Origin of the sequence: Luteimonas sp. S4-F44, from assembly GCF_022637415.1 — a bacterium.
Classification (GTDB): domain Bacteria; phylum Pseudomonadota; class Gammaproteobacteria; order Xanthomonadales; family Xanthomonadaceae; genus Luteimonas.
Genome location: NZ_CP093340.1, coordinates 1193267 through 1215710, shown reverse-complemented (window position 1 = coordinate 1215710; position 22444 = coordinate 1193267). Strand labels below are relative to the sequence as shown.

Here is a 22444-nt window from a genome sequence, read left to right as displayed (position 1 = left end):
ATGACACGGTACTGGAAGACGATGCGCAATGCCGCGGTTGCTGCCCTGTTCGTGGGCTGCATGGGCTTCGGTGCGATGCAGGCGATGGCCGACGACGGCGAGGACCGCGAGGCCTCGTGCAGCGCGTGGGCCTGCGCGCAGGAATGCGCGCCATTCGGCGGACAGCTCGGGCCAGGCGGCCCAGGCCAGCCGCTGCAGTGCTACTGTTGCGGCTGAGTGCGGACATGCCCGGTGCCGGCCAATGCCGGCGCCGGGCACGCGCTGCGGTCGCGCGCGCTCAGTCGCGCAGTTCGATCACGTCGAAATCGACCACCGGATCGACGTCCGCGTCGTAGTCGACGTCGTCGCGCTCGAAGCCGAAGAGCTTCAGGAACTCATGCTTGTAGCCCGCGTAATCGGTCAGCGCGGTCAGGTTCTCGGTCGTGATCTGCGGCCACAACGCCTTGCACTGCGCCTGCACGTCGTCGCGCAGCTCCCAGTCGTCCAGACGCAGACGGTGTTCGTCGTCGAGCTCGGCCGGGGCGCCGTCGGTGCGGTACATGCGCTCGCGGAACAGACGGTCGAGCTGGTCGAGCGTGCCCTCGTGCAGGCCGAGCTCCTTCATGACCTTGAAGACGATCGCGATGTACAGCGGCAGCACCGGGATCGCAGCACTGGCCTGGGTGACCACCGACTTGAGCACGGCGACGTTGGCACTGCCGCCGCTGGGCTTGAGCTGCGCATCAAGACGGCGCGCGGTCGCATCGAGGTCGGCCTTGGCCCGGCCCAGCGCACCGTGCCAGTAGATCGGCCAGGTGATCTCGGTGCCGATGTAGCTGAAGGCGACCGTCTTCGCGCCATCGGCGAGCACCCCGGCATCGCGCAGCGCGTCGATCCACAGCTGCCAGTCCTGACCGCCCATGACGGTCACGGTGTCTTCGATCTCCTGCTCGGTCGCCGGCTCGACGGTCGCCTGGATCACCTGATCCTTGTTGGTGTCGATCGCGGTCGAGGTGTAGGCCTCGCCGATCGGCTTGAGCGCCGAGCGCTTGAGCTCGCCGGTGTCGGGCAGCTTGCGCACCGGCGAGGCCAGCGAATAGACCACCAGGTCCACCTGCCCGCCCATCTCGTCGCGGATCAGCGCGATCGCCTGCTCGCGCGCGGCGTCGGAGAACGCGTCGCCATTGATCGAGCGGCTGTACAGACCCGCCTGCTTGGCGGCTTTGTCGAACGCCGCAGCGTTGTACCAGCCGGCGGTGCCGGGCTTCTTCTCGGTGCCGGGCTTTTCGAAGAACACACCCAGCGTGTCGGCGCCGAAGCCAAAGGCCGCGCTGATGCGCGCCGCCAGTCCGTAGCCGCTCGATGCACCGATCACCAGCACCTTCTTCGGGCCGTCGTCGCGCACGCCGCGCGCCTGCGTGGCCTCGATCTGGTCGCGCACGTTGTTGGCGCATCCGGTGGGGTGCGTGGTGGTGCAGATGAAGCCGCGGACCTTGGGATGGATGATCACTGTGCTGCCCGGTTGTCGTGGAAATCGGGCGCCAGTTTAAGGCGTGCTGCGGTCCCGGTCCCGTACGGGGGGCAATGGTGCGTCAGGGCGACGGATGCTGCATTGCGTCGACGCGATTGACAGCACGCCAGCTGCCGGCTGAACTGGGGGCCCGGGCGTACGCGCCCTGCTGCGGATCCCGCTCCCGATGTCTTCCCGTTGGCTCGATTCTCCCGCCCGTTATGGCCTAGTCACCCGCCTGCTGCACTGGGGCATGGCTGCGCTGTTGGCGTGGCAGTTCTTCGGCATGGGCGTGAAGCTGGCGCTCGGGCGCCACGCCTTGACCGCGTTCCTGGTCGGCACCCACAAGCCGGTCGGCACGCTGCTGATGCTGCTGATCCTCGCGCGCGGCGTCTGGGGCCTGTCGCAATGGCGGCGCCGGCCGCCGCACCCGCCGACCTGGGTGGGACGCGCGGCACTGGCTGGGCATGCGGCGCTGTACGCGCTGATGGCCTGGGTGCCGACCGTGGCGTTGCTGCGCGAGTACGGCTCGGGCAAGGGCTTCGCGCCGTGGGGGATCCCGCTGTTCCCGGCCACCGGCGTGAAGCAGGCGGCGTTGATGGCGCCGGCCAACCTGTCGCACGGCGTACTCGCCTGGACGCTGCTCGCGCTGGTGCTCGGTCACGTGCTGATGGTCGCGCTGCACCATCTGCTCTGGCGCGACACCACGCTCGCACGGATGGCCGGCCGGCTGTAGACGCGCGGGCTGCGCCGTCCCGGCCCCCACCCGGTCCGCGATGCGGACCGATCTCCCCCGCGTTGCGGGGAAGGTGATCCATGCGGTGACGGTGACGTGGCCTTAGGCCACCGCGGCGTTGTGCACGCCGGCGACCGCGCGGCCCGACGGGTCGGCGGCGTTCGCGAACGCGGCGTCCCAGGCGATCGCGGCGGGCGACGAACACGCGATCGACTTGCCGCCCGGCACGGTCGCCGCTGCGGCCGGCGTCGGGAACGCCTGTTCGAACAGGCTGCGATACAGATACGCCTCCTTGGTCTGCGGCGGCGCGTGCGGGAAGCGGCTCGCGGCGGCCGCCAGCTCGCGGTCGCTGACCTGGGCCTCGGCGTGTGCCTTGAGGCCGTCGATCCAGCCGTAGCCCACGCCGTCGCTGAACTGCTCCTTCTGCCGCCACAGGATCTCGTCGGGCAATGCCCCGTCGAATGCGGCGCGCAGCAGGCCCTTCTCCATGCGCTGATACTCCTCGCTGCCGCGGTCGATCATCTTGTACGCGGCGTCGATGTCCATCGCCACGTCGAGGAACTCACGGTCGAGGAATGGCACGCGCGGCTCGACGCCCCAGGCCATCATCGCCTTGTTCGCGCGCAGGCAGTCGTAGCCATGCAGGGCGTCGAGCTTGCGCACCAGTTCCTCGTGGAACTGCCGCGCATCGGGCGCCTTGTGGAAGTACAGGTAGCCGCCGAAGATCTCATCAGAGCCCTCGCCCGACAGCACCATCTTCACGCCCATGGCCTTGATCCGCCGCGCGAGCAGGAACATCGGCGTGGACGCGCGGATCGTGGTCACGTCGAAGGTCTCGATGTGCCGGATCACGTCCGGCAACGCGTCAAGGCCTTCTTCGAACGTGTACTCGAAGCCGTGGTGCACGGTGCCCAGCGCCTCAGCCGCGACCGCGGCGGCGGCAAGGTCCGGCGAGCCAGTCAGGCCGATCGCGAACGAATGCAACCGCGGCCACCAGGCCTCGCTGCGGTCGCCGTCCTCGATGCGATGGCGCGCATAGCGCGCGGCGACCGCGGCGACCAGCGAGGAATCCAGCCCGCCCGACAACAGCACGCCGTACGGCACGTCGGTCATCAGCTGCCGATGCACGGCGGCCTCGAAGGCCTCGCGCAGCGCCGGCAACGACGGCGCGTGCCCGGCCACCGCGTCGTGCTCGCGCCAGGGGCGCGCGTAGTAGCGCGTCAGCGTGCCGGTCGCGCTGTCGTACCAGTGGCCGGGCGGAAATTGCGCGACATCGGCGCAGCTGTCGACCAGCGCCTTCATCTCCGAGGCCACACGCAGCCGGCCCTCGCGGTCGTGGCCCCAGTACAGCGGCACCACGCCGATCGGATCGCGGGCGATGATCGCGCGGCCGGAGGTGCGGTCCCACAGCGCGAACGCGAAGATGCCGTTGAGCTGTTCGAGCCAGGTCGTTGGGCCCGCAGGGTCGGCCGCATGCTCGCGATACAGCGCGTTGATCACCTCGCAGTCGGACGCGGTCGTGAACGCATAGGGCGCAGGCAGGTCGGCGCGCAATGCCTGATGGTTGTAGATCTCGCCGTTGACCGCCAGCACCAGTGCGCCATCGGCCGAGCGCAGTGGCTGGGCGCCGCCGGCCGGATCGACGATCGCCAGGCGCTCGTGCACGAGGATCGCCCGGTCGTCGGCGTGCACGCCGCTCCAGTCGGGACCGCGATGGCGCTGGCGTTGCGAACAGGCGAGCGCCTGCCGGCGCAGAGAGGCGATGTCATCGCCGGGCTGCAGGCCGAAGATGCCGAAGATCGAACACATGGTGAGGCTCCTTGGGGTGAGGAGCCGCGCGCGGGCCACAAAAAACCCGCATCGCGGCCGATGCGGGTGGTGTGTCTGGTGCCTTGCGCGTGTTGCCTTATCCCTGCGCCCGCTCCCACACCCGCCTCGGCCGCGCATGATTATTCGTGCGCGGGGCGTTGCGGTTGGTATTGCGGGCGGACAGGCGCGACATGGGATCGACCCTACCCGGTGCGCGCGCGCCGCGCAACGGTTGCGTGCGCAACCGCCCGCCCCGTGCGTCAGGCCGGCCGCGCCGGCGCCGTCTCGACCGACGGGCCGGCATCGCGCGCCGCCTGCTCGGCCAGCACCCGATCCGGGTCGACCAGCTGCGGGTTGTCGAGCACCGTCGCCAGTCGCTCGCGGTCGAGCTGGCCGGTCCAGCGCGCGATCACCAGGGTACCGATGCCGTTGCCGGTCAGGTTGGTCAGCGCGCGGCCTTCGGACATAAAGCGGTCGATGCCGACGATCAGCGCGATGCCGGCCAGCGGAATCACGCTTTCGAACGCTGCCAGCGAGGCGGCCAGCGTCACCAGTCCGGCGCCCGACACGCCCGCCGCGCCGTTGGAGGAGATCAGCATGAACACCAGCAGCGCGATCTGCGTGCCGATCGGCACCTCGATCCCGAAGGCCTGCGCGATGAAGATCGCGCCCATCGCCATGTAGATCGCGGTGCCGTCGAGGTTGAACGAGTACCCGGTGGGAATCGTCAGGCCGACCACCGACTTGGGCACACCGGCTGCTTCGAGCTTGGCCAGCATGCGCGGCAGCACGGTTTCCGACGACGAGGTGCCGAGCACGATCAGCAGTTCGTCGCGGATCATGCGGATGTACTTGAATACGCTGAAGCCCGACCACCAGCAGATCGGCCCGAGCACCAGCAACAGGAACAGCAGACAGGTCAGCCAGAAGCTGAGCATGAAGTAGCCGAGCGAGCCGAGGATCGCCCCGCCGTACTCGCCGATCGTGAACGCCATGCCGCCCATCGCGCCCAGCGGCGCGAACCACATCACGATCTTGATCACGCCGAACATCACCTGGGCGATCGTGTCGAGCGCGGCGACCGCCGGCTTGCCGCGCTCGCCGAGCATCGTGATCGCACAGGCGACCAGGATCGCCATCACCAGGACCTGGATCAGCTGGCCCTCGACGAAGGCCGCGAAGAACGAACTGGGCACCAGATGCAATAGGAAGCCGGTGATGCCGTCGCCGGCCGCAGCCCCTGCGCTGGCGAGCGTGCCCTGCGCGGCCGAGGCGTCGAAGGTCTCGATGTCGAGGCCGAGGTTGCGGCCGGGTCCGAGCAGGTTGACCACGACCAGGCCGATGCCCAGCGCAAACACCGTGGTGACGTTGAAGTAGACCACGGTCTTGAGCGCCAGCCCGCCGGCCTTGGCGAGATTGCCCAGGCCGGCGATGCCGACCGCCACGGTGGCGAAGATCGTCGGTGCGATGACGACCTTGACCAGCTTGATGAACAGGTCGGCCAGCCATTTCATCTGTGCGCCGACCTGCGGCGCGGCCAGGCCGATGACGATGCCGGCGGCAATCCCCAGCAGGACCCAGAAGTAGAGGTGGTGCCACAGCGGTTTGCGGGGGCGGACGGCGGTGCGGAGCGTCGCGTCGGGCGCGATCGGAGGCGTGATATCGGTAGGCATGAGGCGAGCCTGCCAGACCGCGCCGTCCTGCGCGGTCATACATTCGAACTAGACCGCGCAGTCAGGAATAGCCTGCAGGCGTGTTGTCGGGCCCGCCATTGACGACACAGCGCAGCGCATGCGGGCGCGGCGCGCTACCCTGTGCGCCGCCCGCCTCACCCCAGCCGCATGTCCCCCGCTCCCGATCTCGTCGAACGCCTCGATCGCCTGCTGCCGCAGACCCAGTGCGGCCAGTGCGGTTTCGACGGTTGCCGCCCCTATGCCGAGGCGATGGCGCGCGGCGAGGCGGACATCGACCGGTGTCCGCCAGGCGGCGATGCCGGCGCGCGCGCGCTCGCGACCCTGCTCGGCGTGCCGGCGCGGCCGTTCGATCGCAGCCGCGGCCCGCACCACCCACACCCGCCGGTCGCGCTGGTCATCGAAGCGGACTGCATCGGCTGCACCAAGTGCATCCAGGCCTGCCCGGTCGACGCGATCGTCGGCGCTTCCAAGCTGATGCATACGGTCGTCGAACCGCTGTGCACCGGCTGCGCCCTGTGCGTCCCGGCGTGTCCGGTCGACTGTATCGTCATGGTCGAGGCGGCCTGAGGCCGCCAGGTTCACCGTTCCGGCGGGGCGGGGTCGCGCGCGGGCAGATCGGGCTGCGGCGGCGGTGCGTCGTCTGCATCGGCCGGCGGTACGGGCGCTTCGTCCTTCGGCGCGGTCATCGGCGACGAGGCAGGCGTGCGCTCCTCGGGCAACGGCGCGGTGCCGTCGCCGATCTCGATCGTCGGCGGGGGCGCGCAGGCGCTGCAGATGCGCTCGACTTCGTAGCCCTTGGCCGCCAGCTTCTCGACCACGCCGTCCTCACCCAGCAGGTGCAGCGTGCCGACGACGACCAGGATCTCGCCGTCCTGCTGCAGCATCTGCTCGAGCTTGGGCAACCAGGCATCGTTGCGCTCGGTGTTGATCCGCCGATACAGCGCGGGAAAGCGCGCACGCATGTCCAGCGCCATGCCGTTCCACAGCTGCGCCGCGTCGCCCGCACGCCAGGCGCCATGCAGCGTCTCGATCGACGCCTGCCCGCCCTGCGCCTGATCCAGCGCCTCGCGCAGCATCTCCACCTGCTCGACCTGGCCCAGGCCGTCGAGAAAGCCAATCTGCTCGGACGCAGTCTCCAGCCCCGCGGTCGCCTTGCCCGCCTCGCGCGCCTGCCGCGCCAGATACGCATCCATGCCCAGTTGCGCCTGCAGGCCATAGCGGCCCAGTTCGGTCGTGGTCACCAGCAGCGAGGCGAACCACGGCTTGAACAACTGCAGGCTCTGCGCGCTCATGCCGCCGGTCGGTTGCGCGGCGAGGTTCGCCTGGCCCCAGGCCGCCAGGTCGGCGGCGAGCGCCGGCGGCAGGTCGTCGTCGAGGCGGCTGCCATCGCTGCGCAGCCCGGCCTGCATCATCTGCATCGCCAGCGTCGGCGACTCCAGTTCCTCGGGAGACAGCTCGAAGACCACCTCGCCTGCCGCAGCCAGCGTCCGGGCGACGTCCTCGGAGAGCGGATAGTCCGCGGGCTGCAGGAAATGGAACGAGCCCAGCAGGTACAGCGCACCGTGATCGCCCGAGACCTTCCACAGCAGCGGGACCGGCGGCGCCGGCGCCGGCACCTCGGCGATGTGGGGCACCGCGGACGGCGCGACCTCGTCCACGGCGGCGGGCGACTGCGCCCATGCCGTCGGCGCCAGGCCAAGGAACACGAATGCGAGCGCGGCGACACGGGCGGCGCGCAATACAGGGAGCAAACGCATGCGGACTCCAGAATGAAAACGGTTCGGAACGCGGACAGTCGTCGTCGCGCGCGCGTCTTCTGACACGTGCCCAGGCGCTGCGAGCGGACGCGCGCTCAACGCCCGCGCAGGAACCAACGGTCGATCTCCGCGAGCGGGAAATGCGCCCAGGTCGGACGCCCATGATTGCACTGCCCCGAGCGCTCGGTCGCCTCCATCTGCCGCAGCAAGGCATTCATCTCGGGCACCGTCAGTCGTCGGTTCGCGCGCACCGCGCCATGGCAGGCCATCGTCGACAGCAATTCGTCGCGCGCCGCGCGCACCCGCCGGCTTTCGCCGTGCTCGCGCAGATCGGCCAGCACATCGCGCAACAGCGCCTCGGTGTCGCCATCGACCAGCAGTGCCGGCACGCCGCGCAGCAGCAGCGATTGCGGTCCGGTGCGCGTGACCTCGAAACCCAGGTCGGCGAGCGTGCCCGCTTCCTGTTCGGCGACGTCGGCTTCGCGCTCGGAGACCGCGACGGTCTGCGGCACCAGCAGCGGCTGCATGCGCACGCCCTCGCCGTCGTGCGCGGTCTTGAGCCGCTCGTAGCCGATGCGCTCATGGGCGGCGTGCATGTCGACAACGATCATGCCGTCGGCCGCCTGGCTGAGGATGTAGATGCCGTGCAACTGCGCGACCGCGTAGCCGAGCGGCGGGACGAAGGCCGTGCTGTCAGCGGTGCTGCTGTCGGCGGCCGCGCGGTCGAGGGCCATGCCGTCGGCGCTCGTGCCGCCTGCGCCCGGCCACGCATCGCCGACCGCGGGGCCCGGCGCGAAGGTCGCGTCCGTCCCTGTGGGGGCCCCGGTATCACCGCCGCCCATGCCGCCGCCGTAGAGGCTGGCATAGGCCGCACGCGCTTCGCCCACGCGCAGCGCCAGGTGCGTCTGCGGCATTGGCCGCGACCAGGCGGCCGCAGAGCCGCCGTTCGTCGGCCCGGCGGCGAACGTCGCGCCGGGCGACGGCACCTCGGTCGCCACATCGCCCGTCTGCCCCGCCCGCGTATCGGCCAGCGCCTCGTGCAGCGTGCGATAGACGAAATCGTGCACCAGTCGCGCGTCGCGGAACCGCACCTCGTGCTTGGCCGGATGCACATTGACGTCGACCCGGGTCGGATCGAGTTCAAGAAACAGCACATAGGCCGGCTGCCGCCCGTGGTACATCACATCCGCGAACGCCTGCTTGACCGCGTGCGCGACGCTGCGATCGCGGATCGAGCGGCCGTTGACGTACAGATACTGCTGATCGGCGCTGGCGCGCGAGTACGCCGGGCGGGCGATCCAGCCCGACAGCCGCAGGCCAGCCGCAGCATGGTCGATCCGCAGCGCCGCATCGGCGAACTCGCGGCCCAGCGTCTCGACCAGGCGCGCGCCCGAGAACAGGTCCTCGTCGCCCTTGTAGCGGCGCGCGGGCTTGCCGTTGTGGCTCACGCGCAGCTCGACATCCGGCCGCACCAACGCCAGCGCACGCAGCCATTCTTCGATGTGGCCGAGCTCGGTGCGCTCGGCACGCATGAACTTGCGGCGCGCCGGCACGTTGAAGAACAGGTCGCGGACCTCGACGGTCGTGCCGCGCGGATGCGGCTTGGGGGCCAGGTCGCCGACGCGCCCGCCGTCGACCTGCAGCACGCTGCCATGCGCATCGTCTTCGCGGCGCGAGGCCAGCGAGAAGCGGCTGACCGAGGCGATCGACGGCAGCGCCTCGCCGCGGAAGCCGAGGGTGGCGACCGATTCGAGATCGTCGAGCGAGCCGATCTTGCTGGTCGCATGCCGCGACACCGCCAGCGACAGTTCCTCGGGCGCGATGCCGCCGCCATCGTCGCGGACGCGGATCAGACGGACCCCGCCTTCCTCGAGCTCGATGTCGACCCGGCGCGCGCCAGCATCGAGCGCATTCTCGACCAGTTCCTTGACCACCGAGGCCGGTCGTTCGACGACCTCGCCTGCGGCGATCTGGTTGATCAGGATGTCGGGCAGTTGACGAATGGGCACGGCACGACGGCGCCAAGGCGCTTTCAGCAAGGGGATGGGGATGATAGCGGGCGCGGGGTGGGCCTGCCCGACAGCGCGATCCGGCCGATTCAGGGGCTGCCGCCGCCACCGGCCGCGGCCGCGGCGGCGCGCGCCGCGTAGAGCGTGCCCGGGGGCGGCTGGCTGGTGAAGAAGGCATTGATCCCCTGCAGCACGGCGGCGGCGACGCGCCTCTGGTGCCCGGGATCGAGCAGCCGCTTTTCTTCATCGGGATTGGAGATGAAGCCGGTCTCGACCAGCATCGCCGGCATATCGGCGTTGCGCAGCACCGAGAAGTTCGCGTACTCGACATTCGACTTGTGGGTCTTGCCGACATCGCGCAGCCCGGTCAGCACATGCGTCGCGGCCTCCTGCGATGCGCGCATATGGCCGCTTTGCGCCATCTCGAGCAGAACGTTCGACAGCGTGTCCTTCTCCAGGCGCACGCCGCCGACGAGGTCGGCGCTGTTCTCGCGGTCGGCCAGCCAGCGCGCCTGCTGCGAGGATGCCCCGCGCAGCGACAGGGTGTAGACCGAAGAGCCGTAGGCAGCGCGGTTGAGCGCGGCGTCGGCATGGATCGACACGAACATATCGGCCTTGGCCTGGCGTGCGCGACGTGCGCGCTGCGGCAGTTCGACGTAGCTGTCGTTGTCGCGGATCAGGTGCGCGCGCATGCCGGGCGTGGCGTTGATCTGGCGCGCGAGCTCGCGCGAGATCGCCAGCACGACGTGCTTCTCGTAGGTGCCGCCCGGTCCGATCGCCCCGGGATCCTGGCCGCCGTGGCCCGGGTCGATCGCGATCACCAGCGGACGCATGCCCGGCCCGACCGTGGTCGGCAGTGGCGGGGCGGCGCTGCGCGGCGCCGGTGCGGCGGCCTCGGGGGTCGGCGCGGGCGCCTGCGCGACGGGCGCGGCCGCAGACGATGCCGGCACCGGGGTCGGCGCGGCGGGCTGCGGTGCAGGCGTGGCCGGTGCACGGGCTCGCGCCATCTCGGCGATCAGCCGCGAGGTGGCATCGTTGGAGGCGAGCGCAGGATCGGCCGGTGGCGTGCTGGCGGCCGGGGCACTGCCGGCGGGCGCCACGCCGGCGGCGGCCGGCGGCGGTGTCGCGGTCTGCGCGGCGACCCGCGCGATCGGATCCGCATCGCCGTCGCCCGGCCACTCGACGACCAGGCGGGCCCCGTCGCCGCCCTCTTCCAGGCGCGGCGTCATCGCCACGATCGGGCTGGCGAGATCGAACACGATCCGGGTGGTGCCGGCCACCGGCTGGCCGGTCCGGACACTGCGCACGACGCCGCGCGCGGCCGGGAGCGCCAGGCCGCCGCGGAGCTTGGTACCGGGCAGGTCGACCACGAGGCGGTCGGGGTTGGCCAGCGAGATCACCGAGAACTCGGCCTTGCCGTCGAGCCGCAGTTCGGCCCGCGTTCCGGTCGCGCCGGTCTGCAGGTCGACGCCGCGCAATTCAGCGCCGTAAGCCAGGTTCCAGCACAGCGCCGCGAGCAGCGCGAGCGCCAGCAAGGCCTGAGACAGATTGATCCCCCGGATACGCATGCGGCTAGTCAATCATCGCCGCCAGGACAATGCAAGCCGTTTTCCCTTGCAAATCCGCAGCCTGCGTGTCCTTCCTACGGTTTCGGTTCAGCAACAGTTGGCAAACGGACGGTCGCGGCGACTGTCTCGCACCAGCCCCGGCCGGCATCCGAGAGGGCATCCAGGCGGACGCTGCGGCCATGGCCCGACAACGCCAGCGTGACCCGCAGGTCTGGCCGCGGCAACGCGTCGGCACCGCGTTCGGGCCACTCGATCAGCCACAGCCGCGCCGCGACGTCGTCCAGGCCGAGAAATTCCAGCTCGCTGATGTCGCCGATGCGGTACAGGTCCAGGTGCAGCGCCTCGCCGCCTGCCACCGGGTAGCGCTCGACCAGGGTGTAGGTGGGACTGCGCACCGTGCCAGTCACGCCCAGTGCGCGCAGCCAGGCGCGCGCCAGCGTGGACTTGCCGGCACCCAGATCGCCTTGCAGATGCACCACCGCCGGTGTGGGGGCCGTGGCGGCGAGCGCCTGCGCGAAGGCCTGCGTCGCGGCCTCGCCGTCGAGTTGCCACAGGCTCATCACCACGCCTCCCGGGGCGCCGGATTGGCCAACGGACGCAGTGCGGCGACCAGGTCGACCGGCAACAGGCCGCGCTCGCCCCCGCTGCGCGCTGCGACGTCGCCGGCAGCGGCATGCAGCAGCGCGCCGCAGGCCGCGGCGGATTCGGGGTCGAGCCCCTGCGCGCGCAGCGCGGCGATCACACCGGTCAGCGCGTCGCCCATGCCGCCGGTCGCCATGCCCGGGTTGCCGGCGGCGATCAGCCACGGCGTGCCGCCCGGCGCACAGACCAGCGTGCCCGCGCCCTTGAGCACGACGACTGCGCCGGTCTGGGCGGCGAGTCGACGCACCGCAGCGGGCCGGTCGCGCTGGATGTCGGCGGCCGCGGCGCCGAGCAGGCGCCCGGCCTCGCCCGGGTGCGGGGTCAGCACGGTGCCGGGCGGCAGCGCGCGGGGCATGGCCGCCAGCAGGCGCAGCGCATCGGCGTCGAGCACCAGCGGCCGGCCGCTGCCCAGCACCTCGTCGTACACCCCGTGGCCCCAGGCACCGCGCCCCAGCCCCGGACCGAGCGCGACGACGTCGGCGGCATCGAGCAGATGCGCGAGGGTGGACGTGTTGTCGATGCGGCGGGCCATCGCCTCCGGACTGCGCACCAGCAGCGGGGCGACATGCGCCGCCTGGGTCGCGACCGACACCAGCCCGGCCCCGGCGCGTAGCGCGGCCTCGGTGGCCAGCATCACCGCCCCGCCCATGCCGTGGTCTCCGCCGACGACCAGTACGCGGCCGGAGATCCCCTTGTGGCTGTTGCGCGGACGCGGGCGCAGCCAGTGCGCGAGATCGCCGGCCTCGATCCGGCGCGCGACACCGGGCCCGGCGGCTGCCATCAGGGCCGGATCGACGCCGAGCGTATCGAGTGCGAGCTCGCCGGCATGATCTGGACCGTCGCCGGTCTGCAGACCGACGCGCGCGGCGAGGAACTGCAGCGTGACCTCGGCATGCACTGCGACGCCGGGCACGCTACCGCGATCGCCGTCCAGGCCGCTGGGGACGTCGAGCGCCAGCACCGGCGCGGGCGCCGCATCGATCGCGGCGATCAAGGCTGCGGCGTCGGCCTGGGGCGCACGCGACAGGCCGATGCCGAACACGGCATCGACGACCAGCCCGGCCGACGGGAGCGGGCCGCCACCAAACGTCGCGATACGACCGCCGGCCTCGACGAAGGCCGCGCAAGCGGCGCGCGCCAGGTCGGTCCGTGGCGCGTGCGTGTCGAGCCGGACCACCTGCACCTCGCAGCCGGCCGACTGCGCGTGGCGCGCGAGCACGTAGCCGTCGCCGCCGTTGTTGCCCGGTCCGCAGACCACGACGAGGGTGCGCACCTGCGGCCAGCGCTGCTGCATCAGACGCCACGCGGCCTGCCCGGCGCGCGCCATCAGCACGCCGGCATCGCCGCCCTCGGCTGCGATTGCCGCGGTCTCGAGTGCGCGCAACGCCGCCGCGTCGTACAGCAGGGTTCCCGGCATAGACGCCGCAGTCGAGGCACAGGGGGGGCTCATCGCGTCGATTCTATACTTCAGGCATCGTGAGTCCCTGCCCCGACATCCCCGACGCTGCGCCACCGGCGCGCCGCCCGCCCGAGCCGCAGCAGGTGGCCGCGCGCATCCGCGCGATCGCGGCCGAGATGGGATTCCAGCGCTGCGGCATCGCCGGCATCGAACTCGCCGAGGACGAGGCCCACCTGCGCGATTGGCTGGCCCAGGGGCTGTACGGCACGATGCACTGGATGGCGCGCCACGGCACGCTGCGCGCACGTCCCGCCGAACTGCTGCCCGGCACCGTGCGGGTGATCTCGGTGGGGCTCGACTACGGCCGCAACGACGACGACAGCGCCTGGGACACGCTGGCCGACGGCCGCCGCGCCTATGTCGCGCGCTACGCGCTCGGCCGCGATTACCACAAGCTCATGCGCAACCGGCTGCAGACGTTCGCGCACCGCATCGCCGAGGAGATCGGCCCGTTCGGTCATCGGGTGTTCGTCGATTCGGCGCCAGTGCTCGAGCGCGCACTCGCGCGCAACGCCGGCCTGGGCTGGATCGGCAAGCACACCTGCCTGATCGACAAGCGCGGCGGCTCGTGGTTCTTCCTCGGCGAGATCTACGTCGACGTGCCGCTGCCGATCGACCCACCGGCGAGCGCGCACTGCGGCACCTGCACGCGCTGCATCGATGTCTGCCCGACCCAGGCCATCGTCGCGCCCTACCGGCTCGATGCGCGCCGCTGCATCTCCTATCTGACGATCGAACATGACGGCGCAATTCCCGAACCGCTGCGCGCGCCGATCGGCAACCGCATCTTCGGCTGCGACGACTGCCAGCTTGTCTGCCCATGGAACAAGTTCGCCAAGCGCCACAACGAACCCGACTTCCGCGCACGCAACGGCCTGGACACCGCGACTCTGGCCGACCTGTTCGCCTGGGACGAGGCCGAATTCCTGCAGCGCACCGAAGGTTCACCGCTGCGCCGCAGTGGCCATCGTCGCTGGCTGCGCAACATCGCTGTCGCGCTGGGCAACGCGCCCACTGCCCCCGACACCATCGCCGCCCTGCGCACGCGCCGGCACTCGGGCGACGCGCTGGTCGACGAGCACGTCGAATGGGCACTGGCGCGGCACGACGCGCGCTGACGACGCCGCACGTCGCGTGTGGCGTTCGGTCGATCACGGCTTGGCACGAACGACGGTTGCCCTGCGGCAGGCGAGCGTCGGCGCAATGACAGGGCCGGACGCCCTTGCCCCCACCCGGCGCGCGATGATGGCTTTTTGCCCCTTCCCCCGTTTACGGGGCATTGCGCCCTTCACGGGTGGAAGGTTGGGATCGGGGGCGCTTTGCGCGACAAGCCCATGCCCCACCAGGCGCGCTACGCACGTCGCCCTCCCCGCATGCGGGGAGGTGATCACGACGGATCAGGCGTTGCGGCGTGCGCGCAGTTCGTCGAGCACGGCGCGGGTGACCGGGTCGGCGATCTCGACGTCCTGGCCCTGGACCGCGGGCAGCAGTTCGCCGGCGATGCGCTTGCCCAGCTCGACGCCCCATTGGTCGAACGCGTTGATGCCCCACAGCACCGACTGCGCGTAGACGCTGTGCTCGTAGAGCGCGATCAGCGCGCCCAGGCTGCGCGGGTCGAGCCGGTCGAGCAGCAACAAGGTCGACGGCCGGTTGCCCGGATACGCCTTCTGCGGGTCCTCGGCGGCATAGCCATTGGCCAGCGCTTCGGTCTGAGCCAGCAGATTCGACAGCAGCGCGGCGTGGTTGTCTGCATGCGGGTGCGCCGGATTCACCACGCCGATGAAATCGGCCGGCACCGTCTGCGTGCCCTGGTGCAGCGCCTGGAAAAAACTGTGCTGCGAGTTGGTGCCCGGCCCGCCCCAGAGCACCGGCACGGTGTCGAGCCCGACCGGCTCGCCCTCGGGCGTGACCGACTTGCCCAGGCTCTCCATCACCAACTGCTGCAGGTAGGCCGGCAGCAGCGCCAGCCGCTCGTCGTAGGGCAGCACGGCGTGCGTGGCCAGGCCCAGCGCATTGCGGTTCCAGATGGCGGTCAGCGCGTGCAGCAATGGCAGGTTGCCGGCCAGCGGCGTCTGCAGGGCGTGCGCGTCCATCTCGGCCGCGCCATCGAGCAAGGCATCGAAACCGTCGGCACCGATCGCCAGCGCGATCGAGAAGCCCACCGCCGACCACAGCGAGTAGCGACCGCCGACCCAGTCCCACATCGGCAGCACGCGCTCGGACGCGACGCCGAAGGCCTGCGCGCGCGGCACGTTGGCACTGACCGCATACAGCCGCTCGCTGCCGCCCAACCAGTCGCGCACGACCGCGCCGTTGAGTAAGGTCTCCTGGGTGCCGAAGGTTTTGGAGACGAGGATCGCCGCGGTCTTCGCCGGATCCAGCTTCGCCAGGCGGTGCTGGGCGTCGCTGCCATCGACGTTGGTCAGGAAATGCACACGGAAGCGACCGGTGCCGAAGTCCTTGAGCGCATCGACCACCAGCCGCGGGCCGAGATCGGACCCGCCGATGCCGACATTGACGATGTCGGTGACTCCGGAGGCCTCGAGCTGCGCGACCAGTTCGCGCATGCGCGTGCGCGCTGCGAGCGCCTGCTCGCGTGCATCGCGCGCCGCCGGTGCCTGCGACAGCGCCGAGCGCAGTGCGACGTGCAGCGCCGGGCGCTGCTCGGACGTGTTGACGATGGCGCCGTCGAACAGCGCGCGCATCGCGGTCGCCAGTTCGGCCGACGCGCCGAGCGCGAGCAGCGCATCGCGCGCATCGCGATCGAAGCGCTGGCGCGCGAAGCTGGCGTAGAGCCCGCCCACGCGCAGCGCGAAGTCGCGCGGGCGCGCGGCATCGGCAGCGACGAGGTCGGCGATGCGCGCCGCGTCCAGGCGCCGCGCGTGCGGCGCCAGCGTGTCCTCGATCCGCTGCGCCGCCGTCGTCATCAGGCCGCCTGCGCCGGGATCGAATCGTTGGTGTGGGTCATCCGGTTCTGCCGGTCGACGTAGACCAGGGTCGGCTTGAACTGGGCCGCCTGTGCCTCGTCGAGCACGCCGTAGGCGCAGATGATCACCAGGTCGCCGACGCCGGCCTTGTGCGCGGCAGCGCCGTTGACCGAGATGATGCCGCTGCCGGCCTCGGCGCGGATCGCGTAGGTCGCGAACCGCTCGCCGTTGTTGATGTTGTAGATTTCGATGCGCTCGTATTCGCGGATGCCCGACAGGTCGAGCAGATGGCCGTCGATCGCGCACGAGCCTTCGTAGTGCAGCTCGGCGTGGGTCACGGACGCGCGGTGGATCTTGGCTTTGAGCAGGGTCAGTTGCATGGCGGCGGCCGGGTGCGGCCTTTGGCAGACGCGGGCGTTCCGCAGGAGTCGGCAAGTATAGGCGCCGCGTGCGGCATCGCAACATGCGCCCCGGCCGCGCGGGCGGCGATTCAGCTGGCCGTGGACGCCGGCGCCAGGCTGAATTCGAGGTTGTCGATCAACCGGGTCGCGCCCAGCCGGGCCGCGAGCAATGCGACCGCCTCGCCATCGCCCGGTGCCAGCGACCCGAGCGTGGGCGTGCGCACGACCGCGTAGTCGACTGCGAAACCCAGCGCACTGAGCTGCGCCTGCGCGTCGGCCTCGACCTTGGCCGGCGCGCGACCGGCGCGCAGGCCGTCGCGCATCGCCTGCAAGGTGCGATACAGCTGCGGCGCCAGTGCGCGTTGGTCGGCGTCCAGATACTGGTTGCGCGAGCTCAGCGCCAGCCCGTCGGCATCGCGAGCGATCGCGACCGGCAGCACCTCCACCGGGAACGCGAGTTCGGCGACCAAGTGGGCGATTACCGCCAGTTGCTGGTAATCCTTACGTCCGAACGCGGCGACGTCGGGCTGCACCTGATTGAACAGGCGCGTGACGACCGTCGCCACGCCATCGAAGTGCCCCGGCCGATGCGCGCCGTCGAGCACCTCGGTGATGCCGGGCACGCGCACGGTGACCGTATTCGCCAGCCCCAGCGGATACATCGTCTCCACCGATGGCTGCCACAGCAGGTCGCAGCCCGCGGCGTCCAGCCCCTGCGCATCCTGCTCGGGCGTGCGCGGGTAGCGCGCGAAATCCTCGTTGGGCCCGAACTGCGTGGGGTTGACAAACACGCTGGCGACGACGCGATCGACCTGCGCGCGCAAGGCCGCGACCAGCGAAAAGTGTCCCGCGTGCAGATTGCCCATCGTCGGCACCAGGCCCACGCGCAGGCCCGCGCGCTTCCACGCCGCGATGCGGGCGCGCAGGACGGTCAGGCGGTCGACGGTTTCGATCATGGGGCGTGCGGACTGGGAGGCGAAGGCCGGCGGCGCGGCGCTCAGCTGTAGGAATGTTCGGGACCGGGGAAGCTGCCGTCACGCACCGCGGCGACGTACGCGCGCGCCGCGCCGGCGACCGAGCCGCCCTCGGCCAGGAAGTCGCGGACGAACTTCGGCCGGCGATGGCCGCTGTCCAGGCCGAGCATGTCGTGCAGCACCAGCACCTGGCCGTCGCAGCCTGGGCCGGCGCCGATGCCGATCGTCGGCACCGGCGACGCGGCAGTGATCTCGGCGGCCAGCGCGGCCGGCACGCCCTCGAGCACGATCAGCGAGGCGCCGGCCTCGGCGATCGCGAGTGCGTCCTCGCGCAGCGCCTGCGCGGCGGCCTCGTCGCGGCCCTGCACCTTGAATCCGCCGAAGCGCAGCACCGACTGCGGGGTCAGCCCCAAGTGCGCGCAGACCGGGATCTCGCGCTCGACCAGGAAGCGCACGACCTCGCGCTTGTTCGCCGTCGCGCCTTCGAGCTTGACCATGCCGGCACCGGCCTGCAGCAACCGGGTTGACGCCTCGAGCGCACGCTCGGGCGTCGCATCGGCCTGGAACGACAGGTCGGAGATGACGAGTGCGCGCCGGGTCGCCCGCGCCACGCAGGCGGTGTGATAGACCATGTCGTCGGTGGTGACCGGCAACGTCGAGCCGTGCCCCTGCACCACCATGCCCAGCGAATCACCGACCAGCAGCAGTTCGACCCCCGCCGCATCGAATGTGCGCGCGAATCCGGCGTCGTAGGCGGTGAGCATCGAGAGCCGGCGACCCGCGGCGCGGGCCTCGAACAGCGCGGGCACGGTCACCGGCGCGGACGTGTGGGGAGTGGTCATCGCCCTAGGGTATCGCTTCGATGCCGTTTCGATCCATGCCTGCGAGGACATCGGCGGCTGCGCCGATGCCCGGAATCTGCGCATCGGGCGCAACATCGAGCAGCGGCACCAGCGCAAACGCGCGCGCATGCAGATGCGGATGCGGCACGGTGAGTCCCGGCAATGCGAGCACGGCATCGCCATATAGCAGCAGATCGAGGTCGAGTGTGCGCGGCCCCCAGCGGTCGCTGCCATCGGACGCGCGGCGTCGCCCCAGCGCGGTTTCGATCGACAACAGCGCTTCGAGCAGCGCCGCCGGAGGCAAGTCGGTCTCGAACGCCGCCGCGGCGTTGACGAAGGCCGGCTGGTCGGTCACGCCCCACGCGGGTGTGCGATAGAAGCGCGACAGCGCAAACCCCGAAATACCGGGCAAGGCCGCCAGCGCGCGCGCGCCGCCTCATGCAACGTCGCCACGGCGTCGCCGAGATTGGCGCCCAACCCGACGCAGGCGCGCACGCGCGGCGCCGACGGCCTGGCGCTCACCCGGCTGCGGGCGCGCGCCGACGGCGGCGCTTGCGGCGCGGGGCCTGCCCCTCGCTGTCGCCGTCCTCGTCGCCGGGGAACAGCGCGAGCGCATGGTCGGGATCGCGCTGAGCTTCCTCCCAGAACGCGACATCGGCGGCATGGGCATCGGACGCGGCGCTGCGCAACACCAGAAAATCGAAGGCGGCGCGAAAGCGCGGGTGCGACAGCATCCGGGTCACGCGCTTGCGCTGGCGCTGCGGGAAGCGCGCCTGCAGCAGCCAGATCTCCTGCATCGGCAACGAGAACCGGCGCGGCAGCGCGACGGTCGACAACTGGTGCAGCGTCACCCGATCCGCGGCCCGACGCTGCGCATCCACCGGCTGTACGCCCTCGGCCTGCAACTTCATCAACGTGCGGCAGTACGCCGGCCACAGCAGGGTCGCGAACAAGAACGCCGGCGACACTGGATCGCCGGCGGCGATGCGGGTATCGGTCGAGCGCAGGCCCGCGATCACCATCGTGCGCAACGCGCCGCTGCGATTGCTCGCCAACGCCTTGGCGGTCTCGGGAAACAGCGCACCCAGCAGGCCGTGCCGCTCCAGCCCCTCGAAGCTCGCCACCGCGTGCCCCGACAGGAACAGCTTCAGGCATTCCTCGAACAGCCGCGCGGGCGCCGCTTCGGACAGCAGCCCGGCGAGTTGCGGGATCGGCGCTGCGGTCTCAGGCGCGATCGAAAAGCCCAGCTTGGCCGCCAACCGCACCGCGCGCAGCATCCGCACCGGGTCCTCGCGGTAGCGCGTGTCCGGATCGCCGATCAGCCGCAGCACGCGGTTCTCGACGTCCTCGAAACCGCCAACGTAGTCGCGCACCGAGAAATCGGCGATCGCGTAATAGAGCGCGTTGGCGGTGAAGTCGCGGCGGATCGCATCGTCCTCGATCGTGCCGTAGACGTTGTCGCGCAGCAGGCGGCCATCGTCGTGGACCTCGCGGTCGCCGCTGCCGTCGTCGACGTTGGCGCGGAAGGTGGCGACTTCGATGATCTCGCGGCCAAACACCACGTGCGCCAGCCGGAATCGCCGCCCGATCAGCCGGCAGTTGCGGAACAGCGCCTTGACCTGCTCGGGCGTCGCGTCGGTCGCGACATCGAAATCCTTGGGCGCCAGGCCGACAAGGATGTCGCGCACCGCACCGCCGACCAGATAGGCGGCATGCCCGGCCTCGTGCAGCCGGTACAGCACACGCAGCGCGCTCTGGCTGATCTGCCGGCGCGAGATGATGTGCTGGTCGCGAGGGATGGTCCGCAGCGCGGAGCCCGGAGTCGAAATGTCGTCGTGCATCAAATGAAATTTTTCCGTGGGCGACCCGTTACGGGGCCCGCAAGCCTGCTATACTAGCAAGCTGCACACGTCTTCCGACGGACTGCAGACCGGTCGTCCAACCGGTCGCCGCTTCGGCGGTACACCCAGCTCCCTTCGTCTAGAGGCCTAGGACGTGGCCCTCTCAAGGCTAAAACACGGGTTCGAATCCCGTAGGGAGCGCCATCTTCAAAAAAAGGCCCGCGCAAGCGGGCCTTTTCTTGGCTCCGCCGACGCGCAGCGCAACGCCAGCCATCGCCCGAAACCGGGGTTCGGTTTCGCGGAAAGGCGCACCACCGCCCCGCAGGACAAGCGCTTTCTCGCTCGTCCAACATCACGGCCGGGCGCGCAAATGCGAATCCTTTCCACCGGAGCGCGGAGCGCTGCCTTAAACTTGACGTATTGCCGCGCGCTCGAAGATCTCCATGCCTTTCGTCGTCACCGAAAACTGCATCAAGTGCAAGTACACCGACTGCGTCGAAGTCTGCCCGGTGGACTGCTTCCATGAGGGCCCGAACTTCCTGGTCATCGACCCGGACGAGTGCATCGACTGCACCCTGTGCGAGCCCGAGTGCCCGATCAACGCGATCTACCCCGAGGACGACGTCCCCGCCGGCCAGGAACAGTACGTCGCGCTGAACGCCGAACTGGCCCAGGTCTGGCCGGTGATCACCACGCGCAAGGACCCGCTGCCCGACGCCAAGGACTGGGAAGGCAAGCCGGGCAAGCTGCCGCTGCTCGAGCGCTGAGGCCAGACCGGGTATTGCAACGAAAACGGGCGCCGCGAGGCGCCCGTTCTGCGTTTGCGGCCCGACGCCGGTCCGAACCGACCGGCGCCCTGCCCTCAGTTGGCCAGTGCCGCGCGCAACGCCGCGATCACGCGCTCGGGGCCTGCGCCGCTCGCCGCGACACCGCGCGGATCGACCGCCGACACCGTTGCCCCGCCCTGCCCGGCGCCCACGCGCACCAGGAACTGGCTGCCCGCATAGCTGACCTCGTAGGTGCCCAGGGCCTGCGACTGGCTGTTGACGGCCACGCCCTCAATCCCGGCCAGTGCCTGACCGACGCGGGCGAACACCGCGTCGCGCTCGCCGGCCACGGTGAAGGCGACATTTGACGAGGCGGCCGCGACCGTCGCCGACTGGGTCGCCGAGCCGCCGGTCTGCGGCAACGCCATCGCGCCGTCAGTACGCGGCTGGTCGAGGTCGGGCGGCACTTCCAGCGGCCGGCTCTCGGGACTCTGCGCATACAGCGCGTTGTCCTTCTTGAACCAGCGGCAGCCGCTGGCGCCCACGACCGCGACGGCCAGGACGGCGATGGCGACGTAACGGATGGGGGAATGGGATCGACGCATGGGTGGAGTTCTCCTGGGAAATCAGGCGGCGCGCGCGCGGCAGGACCCTTCGAGGTCTGCCGCCAGTCGCGTCGCGTCGTCGGCCTGCGCGCGATGCGCCTCGGCCAGTGGGGTCAACGGCAGACGCAGCCCGTGGCCGAAGCCCTGGCGCGCCAGTACTGCCTTGACCGGGATCGGATTGGGCTCGATGCCCGAAAACGCATGGATCGGCTGCAGTTGCGCATCCCAGGCCACGGCCTCGTCCACACGTCCGGCGCGCGCCAGATCGCACAGGCGCCGGAACGCAGCCGGCACGATGTTGGAGATCACCGAGATCGTGCCGTCGGCACCGGCCAGCATCGCGCGCGCGGCCGTGGGATCGTCGCCGCTGAGCACCGAGAATTCCTCGCCCTGCAGCGCCAGCAGCGCCTGCATGCGCGCCTGTCCGTTGTGCGCCTCTTTGATGCCGACGATGCGCGGATGCGCCGCCAGGCCGGCGACGGTCTCGGGCAGCAGGTCGGTGCCGGTCCGCCCCGGCACGTTGTACAGCACCACCGGCACATCGCCGTCATCGGCAACCGCGCGGAAGTGGGCATCCAGGCCCGTCTGGGTCGGGCGCACGTAGGCCGGCACCACGACCAGCGCCGCATCGATGCCGAGCGCCGCCGCGCGACGGGTCAGTGCGACCGTTTTCGACGTGCCCGGCTGCCCGGTCCCGGCCAGCACCGGCACACGGCCGGCGACCCGCGCCACGGTATCGGCGATCAGCCAGTCGTACTCCTCGTCCTCCAGCGTCGCCGCCTCGCCGGTCGAGCCGGCGACCACCAGCCCCTGCGTCCCCGCTGCCAGCTGCGCATCCACCAGGCGTTTCCACGCCGACCGGTCGAGCGCGCCGGAGGGCGAGAACGGGGTGGCGAGAGCGGTGATGCTGCCGGAGAGTCGCAA

At 70.8% G+C, this 22444-nt stretch carries 19 protein-coding genes, 1 tRNA gene and 2 pseudogenes; 6 read left to right on the top strand and 16 right to left on the bottom strand.

The window, feature by feature from the left end:
• Entirely contained in the window at positions 1-216 is a 216-nt protein-coding gene (locus MNO14_RS05530) for a hypothetical protein (protein ID WP_241945739.1), read from the top strand.
• A gap of 61 nt (positions 217-277) precedes the next feature.
• On the opposite strand, the gene fabV is transcribed toward MNO14_RS05530, so the two are convergent.
• A complete protein-coding gene (gene fabV / locus MNO14_RS05525) occupies positions 278-1489 on the bottom strand; it encodes an enoyl-ACP reductase FabV (protein ID WP_241945738.1) in 1212 nt (403 codons plus the stop codon).
• A 187-nt stretch (positions 1490-1676) separates the two neighbouring features.
• Between fabV and MNO14_RS05520 the strand changes: the two genes are divergently transcribed.
• Positions 1677-2225, top strand: coding sequence for a cytochrome b (locus tag MNO14_RS05520; RefSeq protein ID WP_241945737.1), 549 nt, complete (start codon positions 1677-1679; stop codon positions 2223-2225).
• 102 nt (positions 2226-2327) lie between these two features.
• On the opposite strand, the gene asnB is transcribed toward MNO14_RS05520, so the two are convergent.
• Complete coding sequence (gene asnB, locus MNO14_RS05515; protein WP_241945736.1) at positions 2328-4034, bottom strand: asparagine synthase B; 1707 nt, start codon at positions 4032-4034, stop codon at positions 2328-2330.
• A gap of 260 nt (positions 4035-4294) precedes the next feature.
• Complete coding sequence (locus tag MNO14_RS05510) at positions 4295-5707, bottom strand: cation:dicarboxylase symporter family transporter (protein WP_241945735.1); 1413 nt, start codon at positions 5705-5707, stop codon at positions 4295-4297.
• A gap of 168 nt (positions 5708-5875) precedes the next feature.
• Between MNO14_RS05510 and rnfB the strand changes: the two genes are divergently transcribed.
• Positions 5876-6295, top strand: coding sequence for an Rnf electron transport complex subunit RnfB (gene rnfB / locus MNO14_RS05505; protein ID WP_241945734.1), 420 nt, complete (start codon positions 5876-5878; stop codon positions 6293-6295).
• A gap of 11 nt (positions 6296-6306) precedes the next feature.
• Here rnfB and MNO14_RS05500 read toward each other — a convergent pair whose 3' ends face one another.
• From MNO14_RS05500 to MNO14_RS05480, 5 genes are all read right to left on the bottom strand, one after another.
• Positions 6307-7485, bottom strand: a complete 1179-nt coding sequence (locus MNO14_RS05500) for a TraB/GumN family protein (protein WP_241945733.1) — start codon at positions 7483-7485, stop codon at positions 6307-6309.
• 95 nt (positions 7486-7580) lie between these two features.
• Positions 7581-9494 (bottom strand): DNA mismatch repair endonuclease MutL, encoded by a 1914-nt coding sequence (gene mutL / locus MNO14_RS05495; protein ID WP_241945732.1) that lies wholly within the window; start codon positions 9492-9494, stop codon positions 7581-7583.
• Positions 9495-9583: 89 nt separating this feature from the next.
• Positions 9584-11062, bottom strand: coding sequence for an N-acetylmuramoyl-L-alanine amidase (locus tag MNO14_RS05490; protein WP_241945731.1), 1479 nt, complete (start codon positions 11060-11062; stop codon positions 9584-9586).
• Positions 11063-11136: 74 nt separating this feature from the next.
• Positions 11137-11622, bottom strand: a complete 486-nt coding sequence (tsaE, locus tag MNO14_RS05485) for a tRNA (adenosine(37)-N6)-threonylcarbamoyltransferase complex ATPase subunit type 1 TsaE (RefSeq protein WP_241945730.1) — start codon at positions 11620-11622, stop codon at positions 11137-11139.
• Positions 11622-13154, bottom strand: a complete 1533-nt coding sequence (locus tag MNO14_RS05480) for an NAD(P)H-hydrate dehydratase (RefSeq protein WP_241945729.1) — start codon at positions 13152-13154, stop codon at positions 11622-11624. The genes tsaE and MNO14_RS05480 overlap by 1 nt, the downstream gene beginning before the upstream one ends.
• A 44-nt stretch (positions 13155-13198) precedes the next feature.
• Between MNO14_RS05480 and queG the strand changes: the two genes are divergently transcribed.
• On the top strand, positions 13199-14281 hold the full coding sequence (queG, locus tag MNO14_RS05475; protein ID WP_241946270.1) for a tRNA epoxyqueuosine(34) reductase QueG: 1083 nt from the start codon (positions 13199-13201) through the stop codon (positions 14279-14281).
• 279 nt (positions 14282-14560) lie between these two features.
• Here queG and pgi read toward each other — a convergent pair whose 3' ends face one another.
• From pgi to pcnB, 6 genes and pseudogenes are all read right to left on the bottom strand, one after another.
• The gene (gene pgi, locus MNO14_RS05470) at positions 14561-16090 is read right to left on the bottom strand and encodes a glucose-6-phosphate isomerase (RefSeq protein WP_241945728.1); all 1530 of its coding nucleotides are present in this window, start codon (positions 16088-16090) and stop codon (positions 14561-14563) included.
• Positions 16090-16470 carry an aspartate 1-decarboxylase gene (gene panD, locus MNO14_RS05465; RefSeq protein ID WP_241945727.1) on the bottom strand — a complete coding sequence of 127 codons (381 nt, stop codon included), beginning with the start codon at positions 16468-16470 and terminating at the stop codon, positions 16090-16092. Before panD ends, pgi begins: the two co-directional genes overlap by 1 nt.
• A 110-nt stretch (positions 16471-16580) precedes the next feature.
• Entirely contained in the window at positions 16581-17447 is an 867-nt protein-coding gene (gene panC / locus MNO14_RS05460; RefSeq protein ID WP_241945726.1) for a pantoate--beta-alanine ligase, read from the bottom strand.
• 41 nt (positions 17448-17488) lie between these two features.
• Entirely contained in the window at positions 17489-18307 is an 819-nt protein-coding gene (gene panB / locus MNO14_RS05455; RefSeq protein ID WP_241945725.1) for a 3-methyl-2-oxobutanoate hydroxymethyltransferase, read from the bottom strand.
• A 4-nt stretch (positions 18308-18311) separates the two neighbouring features.
• Positions 18312-18802 (bottom strand): annotated as a pseudogene (gene folK / locus MNO14_RS05450) (2-amino-4-hydroxy-6-hydroxymethyldihydropteridine diphosphokinase).
• A gap of 23 nt (positions 18803-18825) precedes the next feature.
• Positions 18826-20115, bottom strand: a pseudogene (pcnB, locus tag MNO14_RS05445) (polynucleotide adenylyltransferase PcnB); the annotation flags it as partial.
• A 161-nt stretch (positions 20116-20276) separates the two neighbouring features.
• Here pcnB and MNO14_RS05440 point away from each other — a divergent pair.
• Positions 20277-20352, top strand: a tRNA-Glu gene (locus MNO14_RS05440).
• Positions 20353-20591: 239 nt separating this feature from the next.
• Positions 20592-20915, top strand: a complete 324-nt coding sequence (gene fdxA, locus MNO14_RS05435; protein WP_183426102.1) for a ferredoxin FdxA — start codon at positions 20592-20594, stop codon at positions 20913-20915.
• A 95-nt stretch (positions 20916-21010) separates the two neighbouring features.
• Here the strand turns inward: fdxA and MNO14_RS05430 are convergent, their stop codons facing one another.
• Both MNO14_RS05430 and dapA read right to left on the bottom strand, forming a co-directional pair.
• On the bottom strand, positions 21011-21520 hold the full coding sequence (locus MNO14_RS05430) for a hypothetical protein (RefSeq protein ID WP_241945723.1): 510 nt from the start codon (positions 21518-21520) through the stop codon (positions 21011-21013).
• 21 nt (positions 21521-21541) lie between these two features.
• On the bottom strand, positions 21542-22444 hold the full coding sequence (gene dapA, locus MNO14_RS05425) for a 4-hydroxy-tetrahydrodipicolinate synthase (protein WP_241945722.1): 903 nt from the start codon (positions 22442-22444) through the stop codon (positions 21542-21544).

Excerpts from the sequence above, each read along its gene's own strand:
- tsaE (WP_241945730.1), bottom strand. The coding sequence starts at position 11,622 with ATGAGCCTGTGGCAACTCGACGGCGAGGCCGCGACGCAGGCCTTCGCG.
- panB (WP_241945725.1), bottom strand. The coding sequence starts at position 18,307 with ATGACCACTCCCCACACGTCCGCGCCGGTGACCGTGCCCGCGCTGTTC.
- MNO14_RS05480 (WP_241945729.1), bottom strand. The coding sequence starts at position 13,154 with ATGAGCCCCCCCTGTGCCTCGACTGCGGCGTCTATGCCGGGAACCCTG.
- MNO14_RS05520 (WP_241945737.1), top strand. The coding sequence starts at position 1,677 with ATGTCTTCCCGTTGGCTCGATTCTCCCGCCCGTTATGGCCTAGTCACC.
- panC (WP_241945726.1), bottom strand. The coding sequence starts at position 17,447 with ATGATCGAAACCGTCGACCGCCTGACCGTCCTGCGCGCCCGCATCGCG.
- rnfB (WP_241945734.1), top strand. The coding sequence starts at position 5,876 with ATGTCCCCCGCTCCCGATCTCGTCGAACGCCTCGATCGCCTGCTGCCG.
- MNO14_RS05530 (WP_241945739.1), top strand. The coding sequence starts at position 1 with ATGACACGGTACTGGAAGACGATGCGCAATGCCGCGGTTGCTGCCCTG.
- MNO14_RS05430 (WP_241945723.1), bottom strand. The coding sequence starts at position 21,520 with ATGCGTCGATCCCATTCCCCCATCCGTTACGTCGCCATCGCCGTCCTG.
- pgi (WP_241945728.1), bottom strand. The coding sequence starts at position 16,090 with ATGACGACGGCGGCGCAGCGGATCGAGGACACGCTGGCGCCGCACGCG.
- MNO14_RS05500 (WP_241945733.1), bottom strand. The coding sequence starts at position 7,485 with ATGCGTTTGCTCCCTGTATTGCGCGCCGCCCGTGTCGCCGCGCTCGCA.
- panD (WP_241945727.1), bottom strand. The coding sequence starts at position 16,470 with ATGCAACTGACCCTGCTCAAAGCCAAGATCCACCGCGCGTCCGTGACC.
- asnB (WP_241945736.1), bottom strand. The coding sequence starts at position 4,034 with ATGTGTTCGATCTTCGGCATCTTCGGCCTGCAGCCCGGCGATGACATC.
- MNO14_RS05490 (WP_241945731.1), bottom strand. The coding sequence starts at position 11,062 with ATGCGTATCCGGGGGATCAATCTGTCTCAGGCCTTGCTGGCGCTCGCG.
- fdxA (WP_183426102.1), top strand. The coding sequence starts at position 20,592 with ATGCCTTTCGTCGTCACCGAAAACTGCATCAAGTGCAAGTACACCGAC.
- MNO14_RS05510 (WP_241945735.1), bottom strand. The coding sequence starts at position 5,707 with ATGCCTACCGATATCACGCCTCCGATCGCGCCCGACGCGACGCTCCGC.